The 15,880-nt window shown below is 48.5% G+C and carries 13 protein-coding genes; 1 reads left to right on the forward strand and 12 read right to left on the reverse strand.

The features are described 5' to 3' along the window. Positions 1-62 precede the first annotated feature (62 nt). The 12 genes from FPE01S_RS19190 to FPE01S_RS26460 all read right to left on the reverse strand — a co-directional run bounded on the left by FPE01S_RS19190 (position 63) and on the right by FPE01S_RS26460 (position 9,545). A complete protein-coding gene (locus FPE01S_RS19190) occupies positions 63-1,025 on the reverse strand; it encodes a hypothetical protein (RefSeq protein WP_157474094.1) in 963 nt (320 codons plus the stop codon). A 110-nt stretch (positions 1,026-1,135) separates the two neighbouring features. Next, positions 1,136-1,720 carry a helix-turn-helix domain-containing protein gene (locus FPE01S_RS25125; RefSeq protein ID WP_052956021.1) on the reverse strand — a complete coding sequence of 195 codons (585 nt, stop codon included), beginning with the start codon at positions 1,718-1,720 and terminating at the stop codon, positions 1,136-1,138. A 412-nt stretch (positions 1,721-2,132) separates the two neighbouring features. Next, positions 2,133-2,648 carry a hypothetical protein gene (locus tag FPE01S_RS25955; RefSeq protein WP_157474095.1) on the reverse strand — a complete coding sequence of 172 codons (516 nt, stop codon included), beginning with the start codon at positions 2,646-2,648 and terminating at the stop codon, positions 2,133-2,135. 18 nt (positions 2,649-2,666) lie between these two features. Next, complete coding sequence (locus FPE01S_RS19210) at positions 2,667-3,155, reverse strand: hypothetical protein (RefSeq protein WP_157474096.1); 489 nt, start codon at positions 3,153-3,155, stop codon at positions 2,667-2,669. Positions 3,156-3,354: 199 nt separating this feature from the next. Continuing rightward, positions 3,355-4,305 (reverse strand): alpha/beta hydrolase, encoded by a 951-nt coding sequence (locus FPE01S_RS19215; RefSeq protein WP_046370593.1) that lies wholly within the window; start codon positions 4,303-4,305, stop codon positions 3,355-3,357. A 17-nt stretch (positions 4,306-4,322) separates the two neighbouring features. Beyond that, a complete protein-coding gene (locus FPE01S_RS19220; protein ID WP_217998237.1) occupies positions 4,323-4,829 on the reverse strand; it encodes a DUF5990 family protein in 507 nt (168 codons plus the stop codon). A gap of 462 nt (positions 4,830-5,291) precedes the next feature. Then, positions 5,292-5,819: a hypothetical protein gene (locus tag FPE01S_RS19230; RefSeq protein ID WP_046370595.1), complete on the reverse strand. Its 528-nt coding sequence runs from the start codon at positions 5,817-5,819 to the stop codon at positions 5,292-5,294. A gap of 27 nt (positions 5,820-5,846) precedes the next feature. Further along, complete coding sequence (locus FPE01S_RS19235) at positions 5,847-6,566, reverse strand: hypothetical protein (RefSeq protein WP_046370596.1); 720 nt, start codon at positions 6,564-6,566, stop codon at positions 5,847-5,849. A gap of 20 nt (positions 6,567-6,586) precedes the next feature. Further along, complete coding sequence (locus FPE01S_RS19240) at positions 6,587-7,294, reverse strand: class I SAM-dependent methyltransferase (RefSeq protein WP_046370597.1); 708 nt, start codon at positions 7,292-7,294, stop codon at positions 6,587-6,589. A gap of 145 nt (positions 7,295-7,439) precedes the next feature. After that, complete coding sequence (locus FPE01S_RS19245) at positions 7,440-8,060, reverse strand: hypothetical protein (protein WP_157474097.1); 621 nt, start codon at positions 8,058-8,060, stop codon at positions 7,440-7,442. 58 nt (positions 8,061-8,118) lie between these two features. Beyond that, positions 8,119-9,342 (reverse strand): hypothetical protein, encoded by a 1,224-nt coding sequence (locus FPE01S_RS19250; RefSeq protein ID WP_046370599.1) that lies wholly within the window; start codon positions 9,340-9,342, stop codon positions 8,119-8,121. Beyond that, positions 9,339-9,545 (reverse strand): energy transducer TonB, encoded by a 207-nt coding sequence (locus tag FPE01S_RS26460; protein WP_369403734.1) that lies wholly within the window; start codon positions 9,543-9,545, stop codon positions 9,339-9,341. The genes FPE01S_RS19250 and FPE01S_RS26460 overlap by 4 nt, the downstream gene beginning before the upstream one ends. Before the next feature lie 389 nt (positions 9,546-9,934). On the opposite strand from FPE01S_RS26460, the gene proA reads away from it, so the two are divergent. Beyond that, a complete protein-coding gene (gene proA / locus FPE01S_RS19260) occupies positions 9,935-15,823 on the forward strand; it encodes an anti-phage protein ProA (protein ID WP_046370601.1) in 5,889 nt (1,962 codons plus the stop codon). Positions 15,824-15,880: the final 57 nt, after the last annotated feature.

The raw sequence follows: 15,880 nt of genomic DNA on the forward strand, positions 1-15,880 counted from the left end.
AAAGATAATTTGTGGGGGTGGAAAGGTCAAGCCCTGGTGGAAGTTCTGGTAAGCTTCCTTTTTTAATGCGGCGAAGACAGTTTTAGGCCAAACAAATGATTTTTTGTATCCAGCACCAGTACATGATCCAGGAACAGTTTGTTTCCTGTCATACCGCCGATGCCCATGCGCAGCATCTGGGCCACCTGGGCATCGCTGACGCCTTCGATCCATGTCGTTGCCTGCAGTGGCAGGGATGTATTGGCCAGGTCGATGCCGGCATTGGTGGAAAGGGTATAGGCTGTGAGTAATTTGCCCCAGGAGTTTACTTCCTGCCTAACGGGCAGCGCGCCGGGGATGGCGAGTTGCTGACTGGTTTCCTTACTGGTCAGTAAGCTGAACATGCTGGAGCCCGTATCAAAATACAGGATGGTCGCTTTGCCGTTGACAATAGCCGGCAGCAATACCCGCCGGTTGGTGTACATGAAATTCACAAGGGTTAAATTCTCTTTTTGTCGCGGGGAAAGGCTGTCTGAAAGCGTGATCGTGCAATTGGGATAGTCGATGGCAACGACCCGGCCGTCGATCAGGTCAGCGCCGAATGTACCAATTATCTCTATGGCGGATTTCCGGTTCCAGTTGATGGCCGTGCTGTCAAATTGTTTCACGGATATTTCCCGGACGTTGACCATCGTTTTACCGGCTTTAAGGGAAATGTATTGCAGTATTCCGTCAGCAGCCTGCTGCGGAATAGCAGACGGGTATTTTTTCCTGATCGCATCAATCTTATTCCTGTAGAGCAGGGAGGCCGGTGCCCCAAGGTCAAACTGCAGGTAGAAGGTCCGCGGACAGTGTTTCAATCGTACGGGTATGAGCATGGCAGCATGGGGCTCTGCCGGGGAAGTAGTAGTATCTGCCAGCCATTGAAACGAGAGCGTGCAGGTTTTGGCCGGAAGTATCAGTTGGCCCGGCGAGGGGGATTGGGCAACAACGATACCCGAAAAATGGAAACAGGAAGCAATAATTAGTGTCGACAATCTAAACATTGGGTTGCGTTTTTATGTACGCAAACCTATAGTGGCTGATCAGGCCATCAGCCGCCATTTACCCGACAAATACCCGACATTTTAGACGACATATTCTGGTTTTCAAGGCTTTATGCCAGCCGTTGGAGGTCGGGGCGCATCCCGTTGATCTGGCGCCATCGCTGCAGGATAAGGAAGCCGTTGAGAAAATACATAATGAAGAAGGGCCATAAATAATGCACCTGGTAGCCTTTGCCGATATAATAAGCCGATAGCAGGTTATACGCCAGAGTAAGCAGGAGCGTGAGACAGGTAATAACTTTCCAGAAGATCTGCTGCCGGATAATCTTCCGGGCAAAGGCAGTGATTTCCCTGTTCAGGTTTCCTGTTTTATGGAGCAGCGCCAGCGGAATAAGGAAATGTATGAAAGGAATAATAAGGTAAGAGAAGCAGGAAAGGCACAGGGTTTTCAGGAAATCAATGTCTTTGTCCGGGTCGGTTTGAATTTGATTGTCAGCTGGTGCGGGATCAATCAGTTCGTCAAAATTGACCTCAAGTGCTGTGGCAAGGGTCTTCAGGGTAAAGGCTCTCGGGGCGCTTGCGCCGCTTTCGATCCGCTGAATCGTACGGACGGTGAGGTTGGCGCGGTCGGCTAGTTGTTCCTGTGTGAGGCCCTTCTGTTTTCTGATCTGCGCTATTTTTCTGGATAATTCCATCGCTCCTGGTTAGAGGCGAAATTAGTCCCTTTAGCCTATTCTTTACGAGATCGCCAATACCGTTTTTCGACTATCCGCACGTTATCTGCTGACTTTAATGTCAGCAGCTAGTCATGGAGGTGAACCAGCTCATTGTCGGTTTTGCACCCATGAACGTTTTTATGTGGATTGCGTTCCCGTAATTGGTGCGCGGTTTTTCGGGCGTGTCATTTACGTACCAGGTATTATACAGTAAATCTCAGGATTTGTCGCTCATGGTATGTTTGAGAATGTCGCACCTGGAAAACCAAAGGCATTCAACAGGCTTTTTCGGAAAAGGAAAAGAAGGAGTGCCATGATCCCTACATGAAACAGGATTAAAGCAGGGGTTCCAAGCATCGCGGTATTGTTGCCAATGCCGCTATACAGGAGTTTATTGAGGAACATCCGTTGGTAGATCATTCCATAAATGAGCGGAAGCACAAGAAACCCTGCAATGAATAACTGGTGGCAAACAGATTATTAGAACAAGCAAAGCGGCGAGTATCCTGGCGAAAAGTATTGGGGTGTTTTCCCCCAGGAGATGATGGATGACGACTTTTTCATCGCCTCCGCCAACCAGTGCAGTAAAAATCCGGGCGAAGGGTAGGTTGGCAAATAACAACGAAAAGCCAAAGGATTGTTTTGAGGCGTTGCTGCTATGGGTGAACAGCCATGCACCCAGCCACATCAGTGCGCAAGAAAACAACGGGCCGGTTAGAGTGGCTAAAAAAGCCCATGAAGGATGCGTGCAGCTGGAACAGGTGCTCCAGGAAGAAATATCCCGCGGACCATAACAGCCACAAACCAGGTAGCCAGTAATAATATGCACCTGTTCATGGAGTTCACCCATGATCATGTTGAGGGCGAAAAATGCAACCACAAACTGCCAGGTGATCCTTAACTTCATGGAGTGACGGTTTTGTAGTTATTCACTGTTTTCTTTCTTTACACTTTGCAATTGGCCGATAGAAATTTTTCCATTTAATTCGATTTTGCCTGTCTTGTAATTGATAAATGTTGAATCAGATTTTTTGACATTATCCAGATCCAGGCTATCGTTTTGGCCGGAATAAACTGACGTGTCAGCAATATAGATGTCTAATGTCTTTTTTATCTGGGCAGTGTAACTACAATATTCCAGGCCGAAATCACTTCCGCAGCCATAGCAAAGCAGATCCTGGTTGTCGAGCATTTTACCTTTTTTTGAATAGGTTGCCAAAACTGGTACCGGTGCATCTCCAATCCTGAAGTAGATCAGGCTATAGAAGTTTGTTGTGTCAGATAGTATTCCATAGCATTTGATATTTTCATCACTGATGTCATAAAATGCCGTGTCACCAGAGTGCTGATCCAATGTAGCCAGTTTGGAAATGTCAATTGTTTCATCTGTCCAGCCCTTGTAGTAAAACGGCAATTGGACAATTTTAAACTTCTTCAAAAAATTATGGAAAGCAGTTACTCCCGTTGGCTGAGCCTTTAAGCCTGTTTCCTTTTTTTGAACATAATGGTCACTGCATGATGTCAATAAAAGGAAATTGAATAAGGCGAAAATTGAAACCAATTTCATGGGAAGGATTAAGTAGTTTACCAGGGAGCGCTGCTAATTTAATGCTTTAGCTGGATTTCGGTTTGAGAAAACGGTTGACTTCCAGCCAGTACAGGAATGCATCAAACCACCGGTTGCTGGTTTTGTCGGGATTTCCCAACCCGAAACCGTGGCCGCCGTTCTGGTAAAGGTGAAACTCCACGGGTATACCCGCTTTGAACCAGGATTCTACTACTCCAAAATGTCCGTTGAAAAGAAAATCATCTGTAGCGATCACGCTGAACATGGGAGGCGCATTTTTTGGCACCTCCACTGGTCCCATGCCGCCATAGATCGGGCCGATGAAAGCCAGTTTCATTGTCTTGGAGTTAAGCGTTGAATGCATGGTAAGGCCGGCGCCGGCCGAAAACCCGATCATGCCGATCCTGGCGGTATCTACGCCCCACTCTTTGGCACGTTTGATGATCATGGCATAGGCGGCTTCGGCATCCGCCAGCTGGTTGGACAGATCCATTTTAGGCGGACCGGGGGGCGTCACGCTTTTGGAGGAATCGGTGGAAGGAGGAGGCGTCGGTCGCGGGCGGTTCATCCATGCGGCGAACTCATCCAGCGATTCCTGGGTAGGATAGAGTCTGTACTTGAGCACAAAAGCCGCAATTCCTTTGTCAGCCAGTGCCTGTGCCACTTCCCAGCCTTCGTTGCCCATCGATAGCCACCGGAATCCGCCGCCCGGCGCCACGATCACGGCTGTTCCAGTTGCTTTGCCCGGTTTAGGAAGAAAGGGCGTAAGGGTAGCCGTGGTAATGTTCCGCGCCATAGGGTCGCCCCACTGGCGGAACCAGGTTTCCGTGGCCGGCTGATTCGCAACACCGCCGGTACCGAGCAGGATGGCGTTTGGTTCGGCAGGGGTTTTTAGGGGATAGATGGTGCCATCCTGGGCCATCGCGGATGCAGACAAAACCCATACGGCAAACCCGATGATGGAGGATTTGGCCAGACTTTTAAAATTACATGTCATATGGAGCGGTTTTTCGTTTATGCCTGCCTGAGATGCCAGCCGTCAAATGGCTTAAGGGTCGCACAATTTGGTCCGCCGTCTTTGTCCGTACCGGGAACCTTTGCCTGCAGCATTGCATTTCCGGATAAGGCGTCAATGTCGTTCCAGGTAATTCCGGTCAACGGAATTTTCAATCGCCTCGCCCAGGGGGAGCCGGATTGACCTGCATACGTTCCGATGTCTATATATACAAACCTGCCGCCCCGGGTTCCCTGGACATAGCTGCCTGAAAAGTCAGGAAGCGTATCCTTGATTGGGTCACCCTTCACGGTAACCGTAAACGTAAACGACAAATCCCCGGAAGCAGGGATTTGTTTTTGAACTGTTTCGTAATCATTACCTGAGCCTGACTGCACTCCAAAAACCACTCCGCGCGTAGGTTTGATAAGAATGACCTGAAGTGTAATTTTCGATTCCATTGCCGGTATTCCAATATAATGAATATTCAGTTCAATAAAGTGTTTTTTGAACACTTCTTTATCCATCCGACAGTGGCAAGGCTACCGGCAGCCAGGAAAGATAATTGTCACGATATGCCGGATCAGTGAGCGCCATGCAGGATGCACTTTGCAGGGAACTCAGCGAATAGCTGGCATCTGGCCGTTCATGAAAATGGTTTGAACGAATTTATTTACACGCAACCCAAAAATACATTCGCCCTGCGGTTTGTTTCAGAAAATGTAGTGAATGGTATTATTAAGCCATTTACACCCCAGATTATTCCGTTTACAGCAGCTTTCTTCGGGTTGCCTTCGGCTGTGCTTCGGCATTTCAGAGGAGTGCTTCGTTAAATTAACGAACGAAACCCGAAGGAAACGCTTACGGATTGCGAAGGATCATGGCTATTATATCTCGGATTCCCAAGTCACCACCGGCTTGCTCAACAAGGTTTTTTTCGTTCAGGTTGGTTGTCTTTGATAGTCAGCGGATTTTAACATTGAAAGCAATTAATAGCTTTCTTCCTGAATTTCTATTTTACCAGTTTGACTATTGTAAGTCATTGTCAGGTGTCTGTGCCAATTTAGAAACGCATCACAAGTAAATTCCAGTTTTTCATTTATCCACTTTTCGAATTGTATCATGTCCATTGCAATTGGGCTAGCGACTTTTTCCTTGTATTTAATGCTGTCTCTGATTATTTCGATTTCAAAGTAGTCGGCAAGAACAAAGTTTCCCTCCGGGTCAACAGTTAAATTTTGATATATTGAATGATTTTCCAAATTAATCAGTTCACCCGCTTTACTACCAAGTTGAAATAAATAATGAGATGTCAGCACAAGAATGGTATTTGATTTTTTTGAAATTGCCACGTGTCGTGGCGCGCCGCGAAAGTGCCCACACCACTCAGAACAATCTTCTTTTGTGAACCTAACAAACGTCCATGCCTGAGAATTCCACGCACTTTGAAAGTCATATATTTTTTCAGGGTATTGCCCCGATTTTGGTTGGTCTGTTATTTCTGCGTTTACTATCATAGGTGTTGAGTTTCGCCTGGTGAAACATTACTTTCGCCATATCCAATGCTCATTTATCCTTTTGGCAGTTGCGACCACACTGTCAAAATAGTGACGGTAGCTGTCTTTCATCACCAGTTTGCCTGGCAGATAATCAAAGTACCCCGGCTGCCCCTTTACCTGAAGTGTAATGTAATTTCCCATACTGGAAGGCGGACCGCCAATATCTTCCACTCCAAGACTATCCATGGTTTTGGACCTTTTTCTGAAATACCCGAAAGGATTGGTTTCCGCAAAAAGAGCTTTAGGATCCATTGCACTGTATAGCAGGGGAGCCTTCTCTTCGCAATCCATACTGTACAGTGAAACACTTATGTCAATTAGGCCATTACCATTCATAATCATTTCAAGGTTTTTGTCCGGCAATTCTACTTTCAACGGAAACGATTTAACGAATAGAGCATGGTTTGAAATCCAGATCCTTTCCATGCTATCTGCCACAGGGAAGGTATAGTCCTCAAAAAAGGAACCTGGAAAGCTATGCTGGTAAGTATAGCTGTATGTTTCTCCATCAGTAACCATCCAGAAGTTACTTCCCCTGGGTATATTTTTTGTAAAACTTACTGTGTCAAATTCAGCTAACCTGCTGCTGTCAAAGTAAGTCATCAAAGTCAATACTTGTTCGGGGGCACTGTTTTTGTCCGGCTTTTCTTTACAGCCCGACAGCGAAGTTGCCAGTACGATGGATAAGGTCACGAACTTAAGCATGCTGATTTTCCCGGGTGATATTACTTAATTCCGCCAAATGCTCCGAAGCACATGTTCTTGTGCAGGATTTCAACTTTACTAAAACCAACTTGTTTCATAAGGTCCAGCTGATAATTCATTGACCTGGGAGAATCCTCTTTAGCCACATAGTCCAGTACTTTTTGACGATATTCCTTTCCATTCAACCCTTCCAGGTAATCGCCATATCGCTCCCAGGTGTACTCGTTCAATATTTCTGTGTCTTGTGTGATTAAGTCAGAAATCATCAGGCAACCGCCGCGTTTGAGCAATTTGAAAAGTTTGGTAAACGTCATTACCCAATCCTGGTCATCCCTTAAATGATGCAAAACAGCGCCTGCCAGGATAATATCATACTTGTTTTCATCCAGCTGAACTTCCCTGATGTCTCCCTGTAATGTGGTCACATTGTTTTTTGTGTGCAGAGATACTCTTTCAAATGCTTTGTCAAGCATGGGTTTGCTCAAATCTACCAGCGTGCAATGCAGATCAGGAATTTTTGTGAGCATCATGAGTGAATAGTTTCCTGCCCCACAACCAACATCCAGCAGGTATTCAGCATGCGGAACAATTCTTTTTGCGGCTTCTGTGATAAGTTCCAGCGAGATTTTAGCATCTATTGTTGATAACTGTCCTGTATCAAGGTTGGAAAATCTTTCTACATCATTGTCAAACCTTTCTTTTATTTCTTCTACTGTTGACTTATTCATTTCCTGTAGTTATTTCATTTTGATGCTAAGGTCAAACATTTGCGGAAGTTCTGGCATGATTTAGCCAACCAGCTCCAAATATTTGTCAAATGGCATATGTATCCTGATTTATTGGCAAAATTGTGGTGACGTTTGCCAATTGGCATTATTCTTTCGTCAGAATGGGGTTAAGCTTTTCCTTATAGAATTTGCAGTTCTCCATAACCAACTTGCTGGTCAGTTCTCCAATACCTGACAACATGACTTCAGTATCTGCATCAATTTTGTACTGCCTGAGAATTTCGTCAAAATATTGTAGGATGGATTGTGTATAACACGCTGTGATATTTTCCGTCGCGATACTTTTTGAGGATGGCACACCTTTCGATTGCAGGCAACTGCACACCTTTTCTGATAGTGTGTCAACAATTGGCAGGTGAGGGACGGCTTTTTTTTGTTTAGCAGAAACTTTTTCAACTGAGGCTGTAAATCCCGGACATGTCTTAATCAGATCCACAGAAAATACGCGTTCAAACTGTATCAGGTGCTCTACAGCTGTCCCGGTGATGCCTTTTTCCCTCATTGCCTTGTTGCGTAACACAGTATCCATTTGATCCATGCATTTGCCGAGGGCAGTTGACATATCCTCCATGGTATTGAATTTGGTGGTGTCTTTTGGGTAACATTGGCATAATTTTCCTAAGTATTCGTTATACGAATTTGAAGTTTGGCTAAAGCAACAGCTGGCAGAGATAATGGTCATCAATAGGACTGCAAATTTTTTCATGATTCGAATCGATTGGTGAATATGAATATCGTGCTATTTAGAGTTTTATTGTCAGCTTTCAGGGCCTTACCCGTAGCGCTGGAAACCTGGTCCAAGGAAGTGGTTCTGTCCAATTTTCTGGAGATTCTGTCAAATGCATTTTTTTATCCCAGGCCCAGGTGTAGCGAACGCCCGGGGCGATACCATCTTCGGTAGGTTCATCTCTGACCAATTCAATTTCTCTGATTTTCCCATTTGGATAAAACTGAACATACAAGGTGTTCTCCAGATTTCGCCAGTGCTCAGGTCCTTTTTCCAGCCAGGAGAAGGATTGTTCGGTCAAATTGCCTTTCTGGTTAAACTGCTTTTTCCCGTTCCGGTACCTTTTAGATTCAATCTGACCCGTTTCGAACCAGGAAACGCTGGTATCTTTCCCATACACGAATTTGGGATTTCCGTTTTGGAAGTATTCCTTTTTAAAAACTATTTCAGTAATCGAACCCTCCTGCTTATACTGCGGATCGAATTCACTGGTAAAAATTGTCGGATAGGACTTTTCTGAAAATTCCTGCGCCAGCTGTTGGGCATTATATTTTCGGTATCCGCTATAAAAGCTTGTATCTCCTCCTTTGCGGGTAATAAACTGCGACTCAGGTTGCCCGTTGTCGAACCAGGACTCTGAAGTGTCTGTTCTGATATACCCGGAAAGTTGCCCGGAAGGATAGTATGTTTTTGACCAAAGGGGGTCTGGATCGAAAAACAATGACTGATCCGGATATTGCGTGACAGACTTTTCATGACCATCTTTAAAGAATTCAATCCATAAACCTTCCCTGAAGCCAAATTTATTTGACCTGTTAATGGATCTGCCGTTATACAGCCTGGCAGATGGAGGAACCGTTTTGTAATAGTCCTCCGTTAGTACTACTTCTGCCTCATTGAAATAAACCTGGTATTTCCTGTTATCCAACCCGGAAATTTCATAACGGATGGAAAAGCAACAATTGCAGGAGCAATAGTCTCCTTGATATTCCGGGTATGGCAACAGGGTCAATTTGTTTTTCTGAAAACTGATGAGTGGTGCAAAAGATACACAGCAATTTTCGGAGAAATGAATGGTGAAGATGGTTGTGGAATCAGTGTGTTCAATACTGCTGATCCTGTTTCTCAGGCGATATGGATCAAAAGTAGGATCGCAGGATTCGCTTGACCATTTTACCAGTCGTGGTAAATCTGATTTTGCCTGGGATTTACAGCATAAACAGAAAGAAAATAACAAGATGGTCAGCAGGGTTGATTTCATCGCAAGGTTATTTTCCCGTCCTTAACTTCGTAGCTCCAAAGCTTCATACTATCAACATCGTTATCGTTTAGCCTGCCAGGTTTCCAGGAAGTAAGGGATTTAAATACATTTAGAACTTGTTCATCCAGAATGGGGCTTTTTGATTTGTTGACAACCTTACATTGTACGGCTTCACCTTTACAGTTGATAATAATGTTGATCATTCCCTTGTCCTTATATTTCGGTTTATCTTTTATGAAATCTACTTCGTTATTAAGCCGGCTTTCAATGGTTGAATCAGGTACAGAACAGACAGCGTGCAGCGTCGTACATTTCCCTGGTATAGTTTTCAATATTTCGTTGACTCCAGGAAGTCAATAGTTTCTGGGAAAAGGCGTTGTAAAAGCAAAATGTCATGAAAATAGCCAGGAAGCGTTTAGTCATGTGATAAGGTTGGTGATGTTGTGACTTTCGGCCATAATAATAGGACTTTCTTCCATACAAGTCAAGGTATACTGAAGGCAAGGGAAAGTTAATTTGCCGCGACAGCAGGGAATATTTCCGGGGAAACAGGCTATTTTAGTGATACTTTCCATACCGCTGAAAAAGCCTTATGCCAGATAACGTCATTTTCTCCGCAATCCCGGCGATCAACTTTGCATTACACCAGAATCATGTACCGGTTATTCGCCTTATCAGTATTACCAATAATACTGAACAGGACTGGCACAACATCACTGTTGAAGTTGCTGCTGATGCTGAGTTTGCCGCTTCGTGGACGCAATCCGTTGCTTTTCTGGCCAAACGCCAGACCCATGAGGTCAAAACCATTCCGCTGAATATTTCAGGTAACTACCTGGCATCCCTGACCGAGAAAGTGGCAGGCAATTTCATCGTTTCGCTGAATCGGGGTGAGGAAACCATATTCCGGCAGGCTTACCCGGTTGAGATCCTGGCCTACGATCAATGGTCAGGCATATCACTGATGCCGGAAATGCTGGCAGCTTTCATCACGCCCAATCACCCGGAGATCCCCAAAGTAATCCTGAGGGCCTCAGCAATTTTACAGCAATGGACGGGCAGCCCGTCTTTTGATGAATACCAGACCCGCAACCCTAACCGGGTGCGGCTACAAATGGCGGCCATCTACGAAGCGATCGCCGAACTGCAACTGGTCTACTGCTCCGTGCCCGCCAGCTTCGAGCAAAGCGGCCAGCGGATCCGCCTGGCAGACGCCATCTTCTCCCAACGCCTGGCCAACTGCCTGGATCTCTCCCTGCTGTATGCAGCCTGTCTTGAAGCGGTAGGACTGCATGCTTTTATCGTAATGGTCAAAGAACACGCATTTGCCGGCGCCTGGCTCATCAACGAAACTTTTGCTGATACCGTCAATGACGATCCATCGCTGATTTCCAAACGATCGGCCGATGGCATCAATGAGATCGTGGTGGTGGAAGCTACCTGCATGATTGCGGGCCACCAGGTCAGCTTTGATGAAGCAGTAAGGTCTGCTGATGCGAAAATGGCCGATACTGAAAATTTCATCTTCTTTATAGACCTAAAGCGCGCGCGGTTCAGTGGCATCCGGCCCATTCCCCTGCGCATGCTCACGCCAACGGGCTGGCAGATCCAGGAACCGGAAGTAACGATCCGCGAAAACAAGCTGCCGGAAGAAATCGTTGCCGGCCCCGGCGTGGTCAATGTATCGCGGATCGATGTGACCAAACAACGGCTGTGGGAGCGGAAACTGCTGGACCTTACCCTCCGGAACAGCCTGCTGAATACCCGGCTGACCAAAAGCGTTATCCAATTCATGACCACCAATGTGGCCGCGCTGGAAGATGCGCTGGCCAACGGGGAGGAATTCCAGGTGCTGGGCCGGCCAACGGACTGGGAAAAAGGCGAAAGGGATTCCGGGCTCTACCAGGCGGTTCATTTTTCCGATCCCGTCGCTGAACTCGTCAAACATGAACTTTCGCACCAACGCATCCGGAGTTACCTGCCCGATGCTGAACTGAATATCGCGTTGACCAATGTTTACAGGTCTTCGCGGTTGTCCATGGAGGAGAATGGCGCCAATACGCTGTACGTGGGACTGGGATTGCTGAAATGGTTTGAAACAGACCTGAGCGAAAAAGCGCGGTATGCGCCGATCCTGCTGATCCCGGTGGAGATCATCCGGAAGACTGCCCTGCGGGGATATGTTATCCGGGGCAGGGAAGAAGAGACGATCATGAACATTACCCTGCTGGAAATGATCCGTCATGATTTTGGGATCACGATCGGCGGACTGGAAACGCTGCCCAGGGACGGGAACGGCGTGGATGTCAGAACGGTGTTCAGTATCATCCGGCAGGCCGTGATGGCGAAGAAACGCTGGGATGTAGAGGAGCAGGCCCTGCTCGGCACTTTCTCTTTCAGCAAGTTTATCCTTTGGAACGATATCCATAATAATGCCGAAGAGCTGGCAAAGAACAAGGTAGTGGCCAGCCTGCTTTCCGGGAAGCTGGAATGGCCCGCCGAAGAAACCGTATCGGTGGACGAGGTAATGGACCACCACCTGCATCCTGCGAATGTTGCCCTGCCCATCAGCACCGATTCGTCGCAGTTGCAGGCCATCGTCAGCGCAAGCAAGGGAAGGAGTTTTGTGTTGCACGGTCCGCCGGGCACGGGGAAATCCCAGACCATCACCAATATGATCGCCAACGCGCTGTATGAGGGCAAGCGGGTATTGTTTGTGGCGGCTAAGAAGGCGGCGCTGGATGTGGTGGAAAGCCGGCTGGAGTCGATCGGGATCGGGCCATTCTGTCTTGAACTACATTCCAATAAATCGAGGAAGTCTGCCGTGCTCGAACAATTGAAAGAAGCGGCACAGGTGGCGACGAGAAGGCCCCCGGAAAACTACCAGCAGGAGGCCCAGCGGCTTGCTGACCTCAGGAACGAATTGAATGTTTACGTGGAAGCCCTGCACAAAAAGTATCCTTTCGGTTACTCGCTGTTTGAGTTGTTTGAAAAATACAGTCACCTGCCGGGGGGAGAAGATAAAGTCTGGTTTAACGCGGCAGCTATCGCATCGCTGACTTCGGCTGACCTTTCCCGTTGGGATGACCTGGCTGCTGACCTGCAGGCTGCGGGGACGATCATTCAACACGCTAACAACCATCCCCTGGCGGCATTGAAGCCCCCGGCCTACAGCAATGATATCCGGCAACGGGCGGCGACAGCGCTGGAAGCCTACCAGCAGGGGTTGTCCCGGTTCAGGGAGCAGTCCGACACTGTTGCGGGCATACTCAAATTAACCGGTGCCGTGGTAAACCGGGCACAGGAGGACAGCCTGGTGAAGTTGTCCCGTTTGTTGCTGATGATGGACGATGCCCCGGCAAGCATCTTCAGGGTGGATAGCCCGGAGCACACCATGGCCCAGGTGACTGTACTGGCACAGCATGGGTTGTTAAGAGACTTGCTGCAGTCGCAGTTGCTGGACAATTTCCGGAAGGAAGTGTTGGCCGTTCCTGCAGCACAATGGCTCGGGGAATGGAATCTTGCCGTTGGCAAATGGTGGCTGCCCCGCTGGCTGAAACAGCGTTCGCTGGCCAAAAACCTTAAAGCATACAGCAAAGCAGGGGTGGTGGAGAAAGCCGAAAGCCCCGCGATCTTACAACGCATCATTGATTTCCAGCAGGAGCAGGAACACCTGGATCAGGCCACCGGTCTGCACGGTGTGCTGGGATTTTTGTGGAATAGCGGCGAGGCGGACTGGAAGAAGATAACGGCGGTCTGTGAGACCTTCCTGCTGATCAACCGTACTGCCGGAGCCCTGAGAACCGGCGCCGGGTTGAAGGACTGGCGGCAACAGCTGTCGGATGAATTTTCAGAAGGCAGCAAGGGGTATATTGATTTCCACCGGCAGGCATTGGAACAATACACAGCAGGCTTTCAGCAAATCCAGTTGCTGGAGAACGAGCTCTCGGCGTTGCTGGGGGTAGACGCTCCGGCATTGCCCGGTGCGGGGGACAATTGGAAGGAGCAGTTGATGGGGATCGTTACGAACTGGTCGCAGCACCTGCACCTGTTGAAGGACTGGTTTGGCTGGGTCACCGTTAAAGAAAAGGCATTGCAGGGCGGACTGCAGCCCGTGGTTACAGCCTTTGAAAACGGGGGAGTTCAAAGTGACGAACTGGTGTTGCAGTATCAGCGCGGACTGTTTAAATCTGCTGCCGAATACATTATCGAAAGCCATCCGCAACTCACCGTATTCAATGGGGCGGTGTTCAGCGACAAGATCAGGCGGTTCAGGGCGCTGAGCAAACAATTTGAGGCCCTCACGCGGCAGGAATTGTATGCGCGGCTGGCTGCAAGGATCCCCTCGTTTACGCAGGAAGCTTCCCAGAGTTCCGAGATCGGCGTATTGCAGCGCGCGATCCGGAGCAATGGCCGTGGTATGTCCATCCGCAAACTGTTTGATGCCATATCGCATTTGTTGCCGCGGCTGACGCCCTGTATGCTGATGAGCCCGATCTCTGTGGCGCAGTATTTCGAGGCCGGGGGCGAAAAATTCGACCTGGTGATATTCGATGAGGCATCACAGCTGCCGACCTGCGAGGCGGTGGGGGCTATTGCGCGGGGGCAAAATGTTGTGGTGGTGGGGGATCCGAAGCAAATGCCGCCGACCAATTTCTTTTCGACCAACAATATCGATGAAGACAACCTGGAGAAGGAAGATCTCGAAAGCATCCTGGACGATTGCCTTGCGTTGTCGATGCCTTCGCAGTATTTGTTGTGGCATTACCGCAGCAAGCATGAAAGCCTGATCGCTTTCAGCAATGCGAAATATTATGACAACAAGCTGCTGACCTTTCCCTCGACGGATGACCTGTCGAGCAAGGTTCAGCTGGTGCCGGTGGCAGGATATTATGATAAGGGGAAGACCCGGCAGAACAGGGCAGAAGCCGATGCTATTGTGGAGGAAATCGCATTTCGGCTATCGGATCCCGTATTGAGGCAGAAAACCATTGGCGTAGTGACGTTCAGTTCGGTGCAGCAAACCCTGGTGGAGGATCTGCTGACGGAATTATTTGTATCTCGTCCCGACCTGGAAAAGATTGCCATGGGTGGTGAAGAACCTTTGTTCATCAAGAACCTGGAGAATGTGCAGGGCGATGAGCGGGATGTGATCCTGTTTTCCGTGTGTTACGGGCCGGACCAGGAGGGCAGGGTGAGCCTGAATTTTGGTCCCATTAACCGCGAAGGCGGGTGGCGGCGGTTGAATGTGGCGGTGTCGAGGGCCCGGTATGAGATGAAAGTATTTTCAACGCTGCGGTCCGATCAGATCAACCTGAACAGGACAGGAGCAGAGGGCGTTGCAGGACTGAAGGCGTTCCTGGCTTATGCGGAAAAGGGGAAAGAGGTGTTGCCGGCGCGGGCGATTGCGTCGCAACAGGAGCATGCGGGGTTTGAACAGTTGCTGGCGGAGGAGATTCGCAGGAGCGGGTATGACGTGCACACCCGGATCGGGTGTTCCGATTACAAGATAGACCTCGCGATCGTGGACCGCCGGAATCCCGGGCGGTATGTATTGGGGCTGCTTACCGATGGAACGAATTATTATGAAGCCAATACTTCGAAGGACAGGGAGATCGTGCAGCTGGAGGTATTGGCGATGCTGGGCTGGAAGATCTACCGGGTATGGTCCACCGAATGGTGGGAGCACCCGGAAAGGGTGAAGGCGGGCATCCTGGAAGCGATCACGCAGGCGGAAGCCCATGCAATACCCGATGCGTCAGACCATCAAGCTTCAGCAATAGACTACCACGCAATAGCGCCAGACCATCACGCAAGGGCACCAGGAAATGAGACGATGAATACCGGCGATGACACTATGGGTCCTGGCGATGTCACTGCTGCAACAAGCAATGTCGTCCTTGCTGGACAGTCGTCGTTTATAGCTTATGAAGCATGCCGCGTTCCGATGGCTTATTCCGCATCCGTGGAAGATTTCCTGCTTACACAAAACCACGCACTGGTCACTGCCCAGATCCTGCGGGTACTGGAAGCAGAGTCACCCATCAGTAGAAACCTTTTATGCAAGCGGGTATTGACGGCCTGGGGCATTTCAAGAATGGGTTCCCGGCTGAACAGTCATTTTGAGCTGCTGTTTGACAGTGCGGGATTGAAGCCCATCAAAACCGGCGACAACCACTACTTCTGGAAGAACAGCCATGCGCCGGAAAATTATACGGAATTCAGAACTTCATCGAATGAAGGGGAAAAAAGAGAAGCGGAAGATTTGCCGCCAGATGAAGTTGCCAACGCGGTAAAGGAGGTGTTGAGGAATCAGATCAGCCTGATGCAGCCGGATCTCGTCCGCGAAACTGCTAAATTATTCGGCTTTGGCAGGGTAGGCGGCAATGTTGAAGCTGCCATGGTGTCCGGAATCGCCCGGGCCATCGAAAAAGGTCATGCAAGGTGGAGTGGGGAGCGGATAGTTTATACCAGCTCATGAATAAAAACTTGATTTCTGTAATGTTGTTCAAAAGCAACCGAAACTGAAAGAATTATT

Origin of the sequence: Flavihumibacter petaseus NBRC 106054 (assembly GCF_000974785.1) — a bacterium.
Classification (GTDB): domain Bacteria; phylum Bacteroidota; class Bacteroidia; order Chitinophagales; family Chitinophagaceae; genus Flavihumibacter; species Flavihumibacter petaseus.

Coding starts and splice junctions, on each gene's coding strand:
- FPE01S_RS19190 (WP_157474094.1), bottom strand. CDS start 1,025: ATGTTTAGATTGTCGACACTAATTATTGCTTCCTGTTTCCATTTTTCG.
- FPE01S_RS25125 (WP_052956021.1), bottom strand. CDS start 1,720: ATGGAATTATCCAGAAAAATAGCGCAGATCAGAAAACAGAAGGGCCTC.
- FPE01S_RS25955 (WP_157474095.1), bottom strand. CDS start 2,648: ATGAAGTTAAGGATCACCTGGCAGTTTGTGGTTGCATTTTTCGCCCTC.
- FPE01S_RS19215 (WP_046370593.1), bottom strand. CDS start 4,305: ATGACATGTAATTTTAAAAGTCTGGCCAAATCCTCCATCATCGGGTTT.
- FPE01S_RS19220 (WP_217998237.1), bottom strand. CDS start 4,829: ATGGATAAAGAAGTGTTCAAAAAACACTTTATTGAACTGAATATTCAT.
- FPE01S_RS19230 (WP_046370595.1), bottom strand. CDS start 5,819: ATGATAGTAAACGCAGAAATAACAGACCAACCAAAATCGGGGCAATAC.
- FPE01S_RS19235 (WP_046370596.1), bottom strand. CDS start 6,566: ATGCTTAAGTTCGTGACCTTATCCATCGTACTGGCAACTTCGCTGTCG.
- FPE01S_RS19240 (WP_046370597.1), bottom strand. CDS start 7,294: ATGAATAAGTCAACAGTAGAAGAAATAAAAGAAAGGTTTGACAATGAT.
- FPE01S_RS19245 (WP_157474097.1), bottom strand. CDS start 8,060: ATGAAAAAATTTGCAGTCCTATTGATGACCATTATCTCTGCCAGCTGT.
- FPE01S_RS19250 (WP_046370599.1), bottom strand. CDS start 9,342: ATGAAATCAACCCTGCTGACCATCTTGTTATTTTCTTTCTGTTTATGC.
- FPE01S_RS26460 (WP_369403734.1), bottom strand. CDS start 9,545: ATGATCAACATTATTATCAACTGTAAAGGTGAAGCCGTACAATGTAAG.
- proA (WP_046370601.1), top strand. CDS start 9,935: ATGCCAGATAACGTCATTTTCTCCGCAATCCCGGCGATCAACTTTGCA.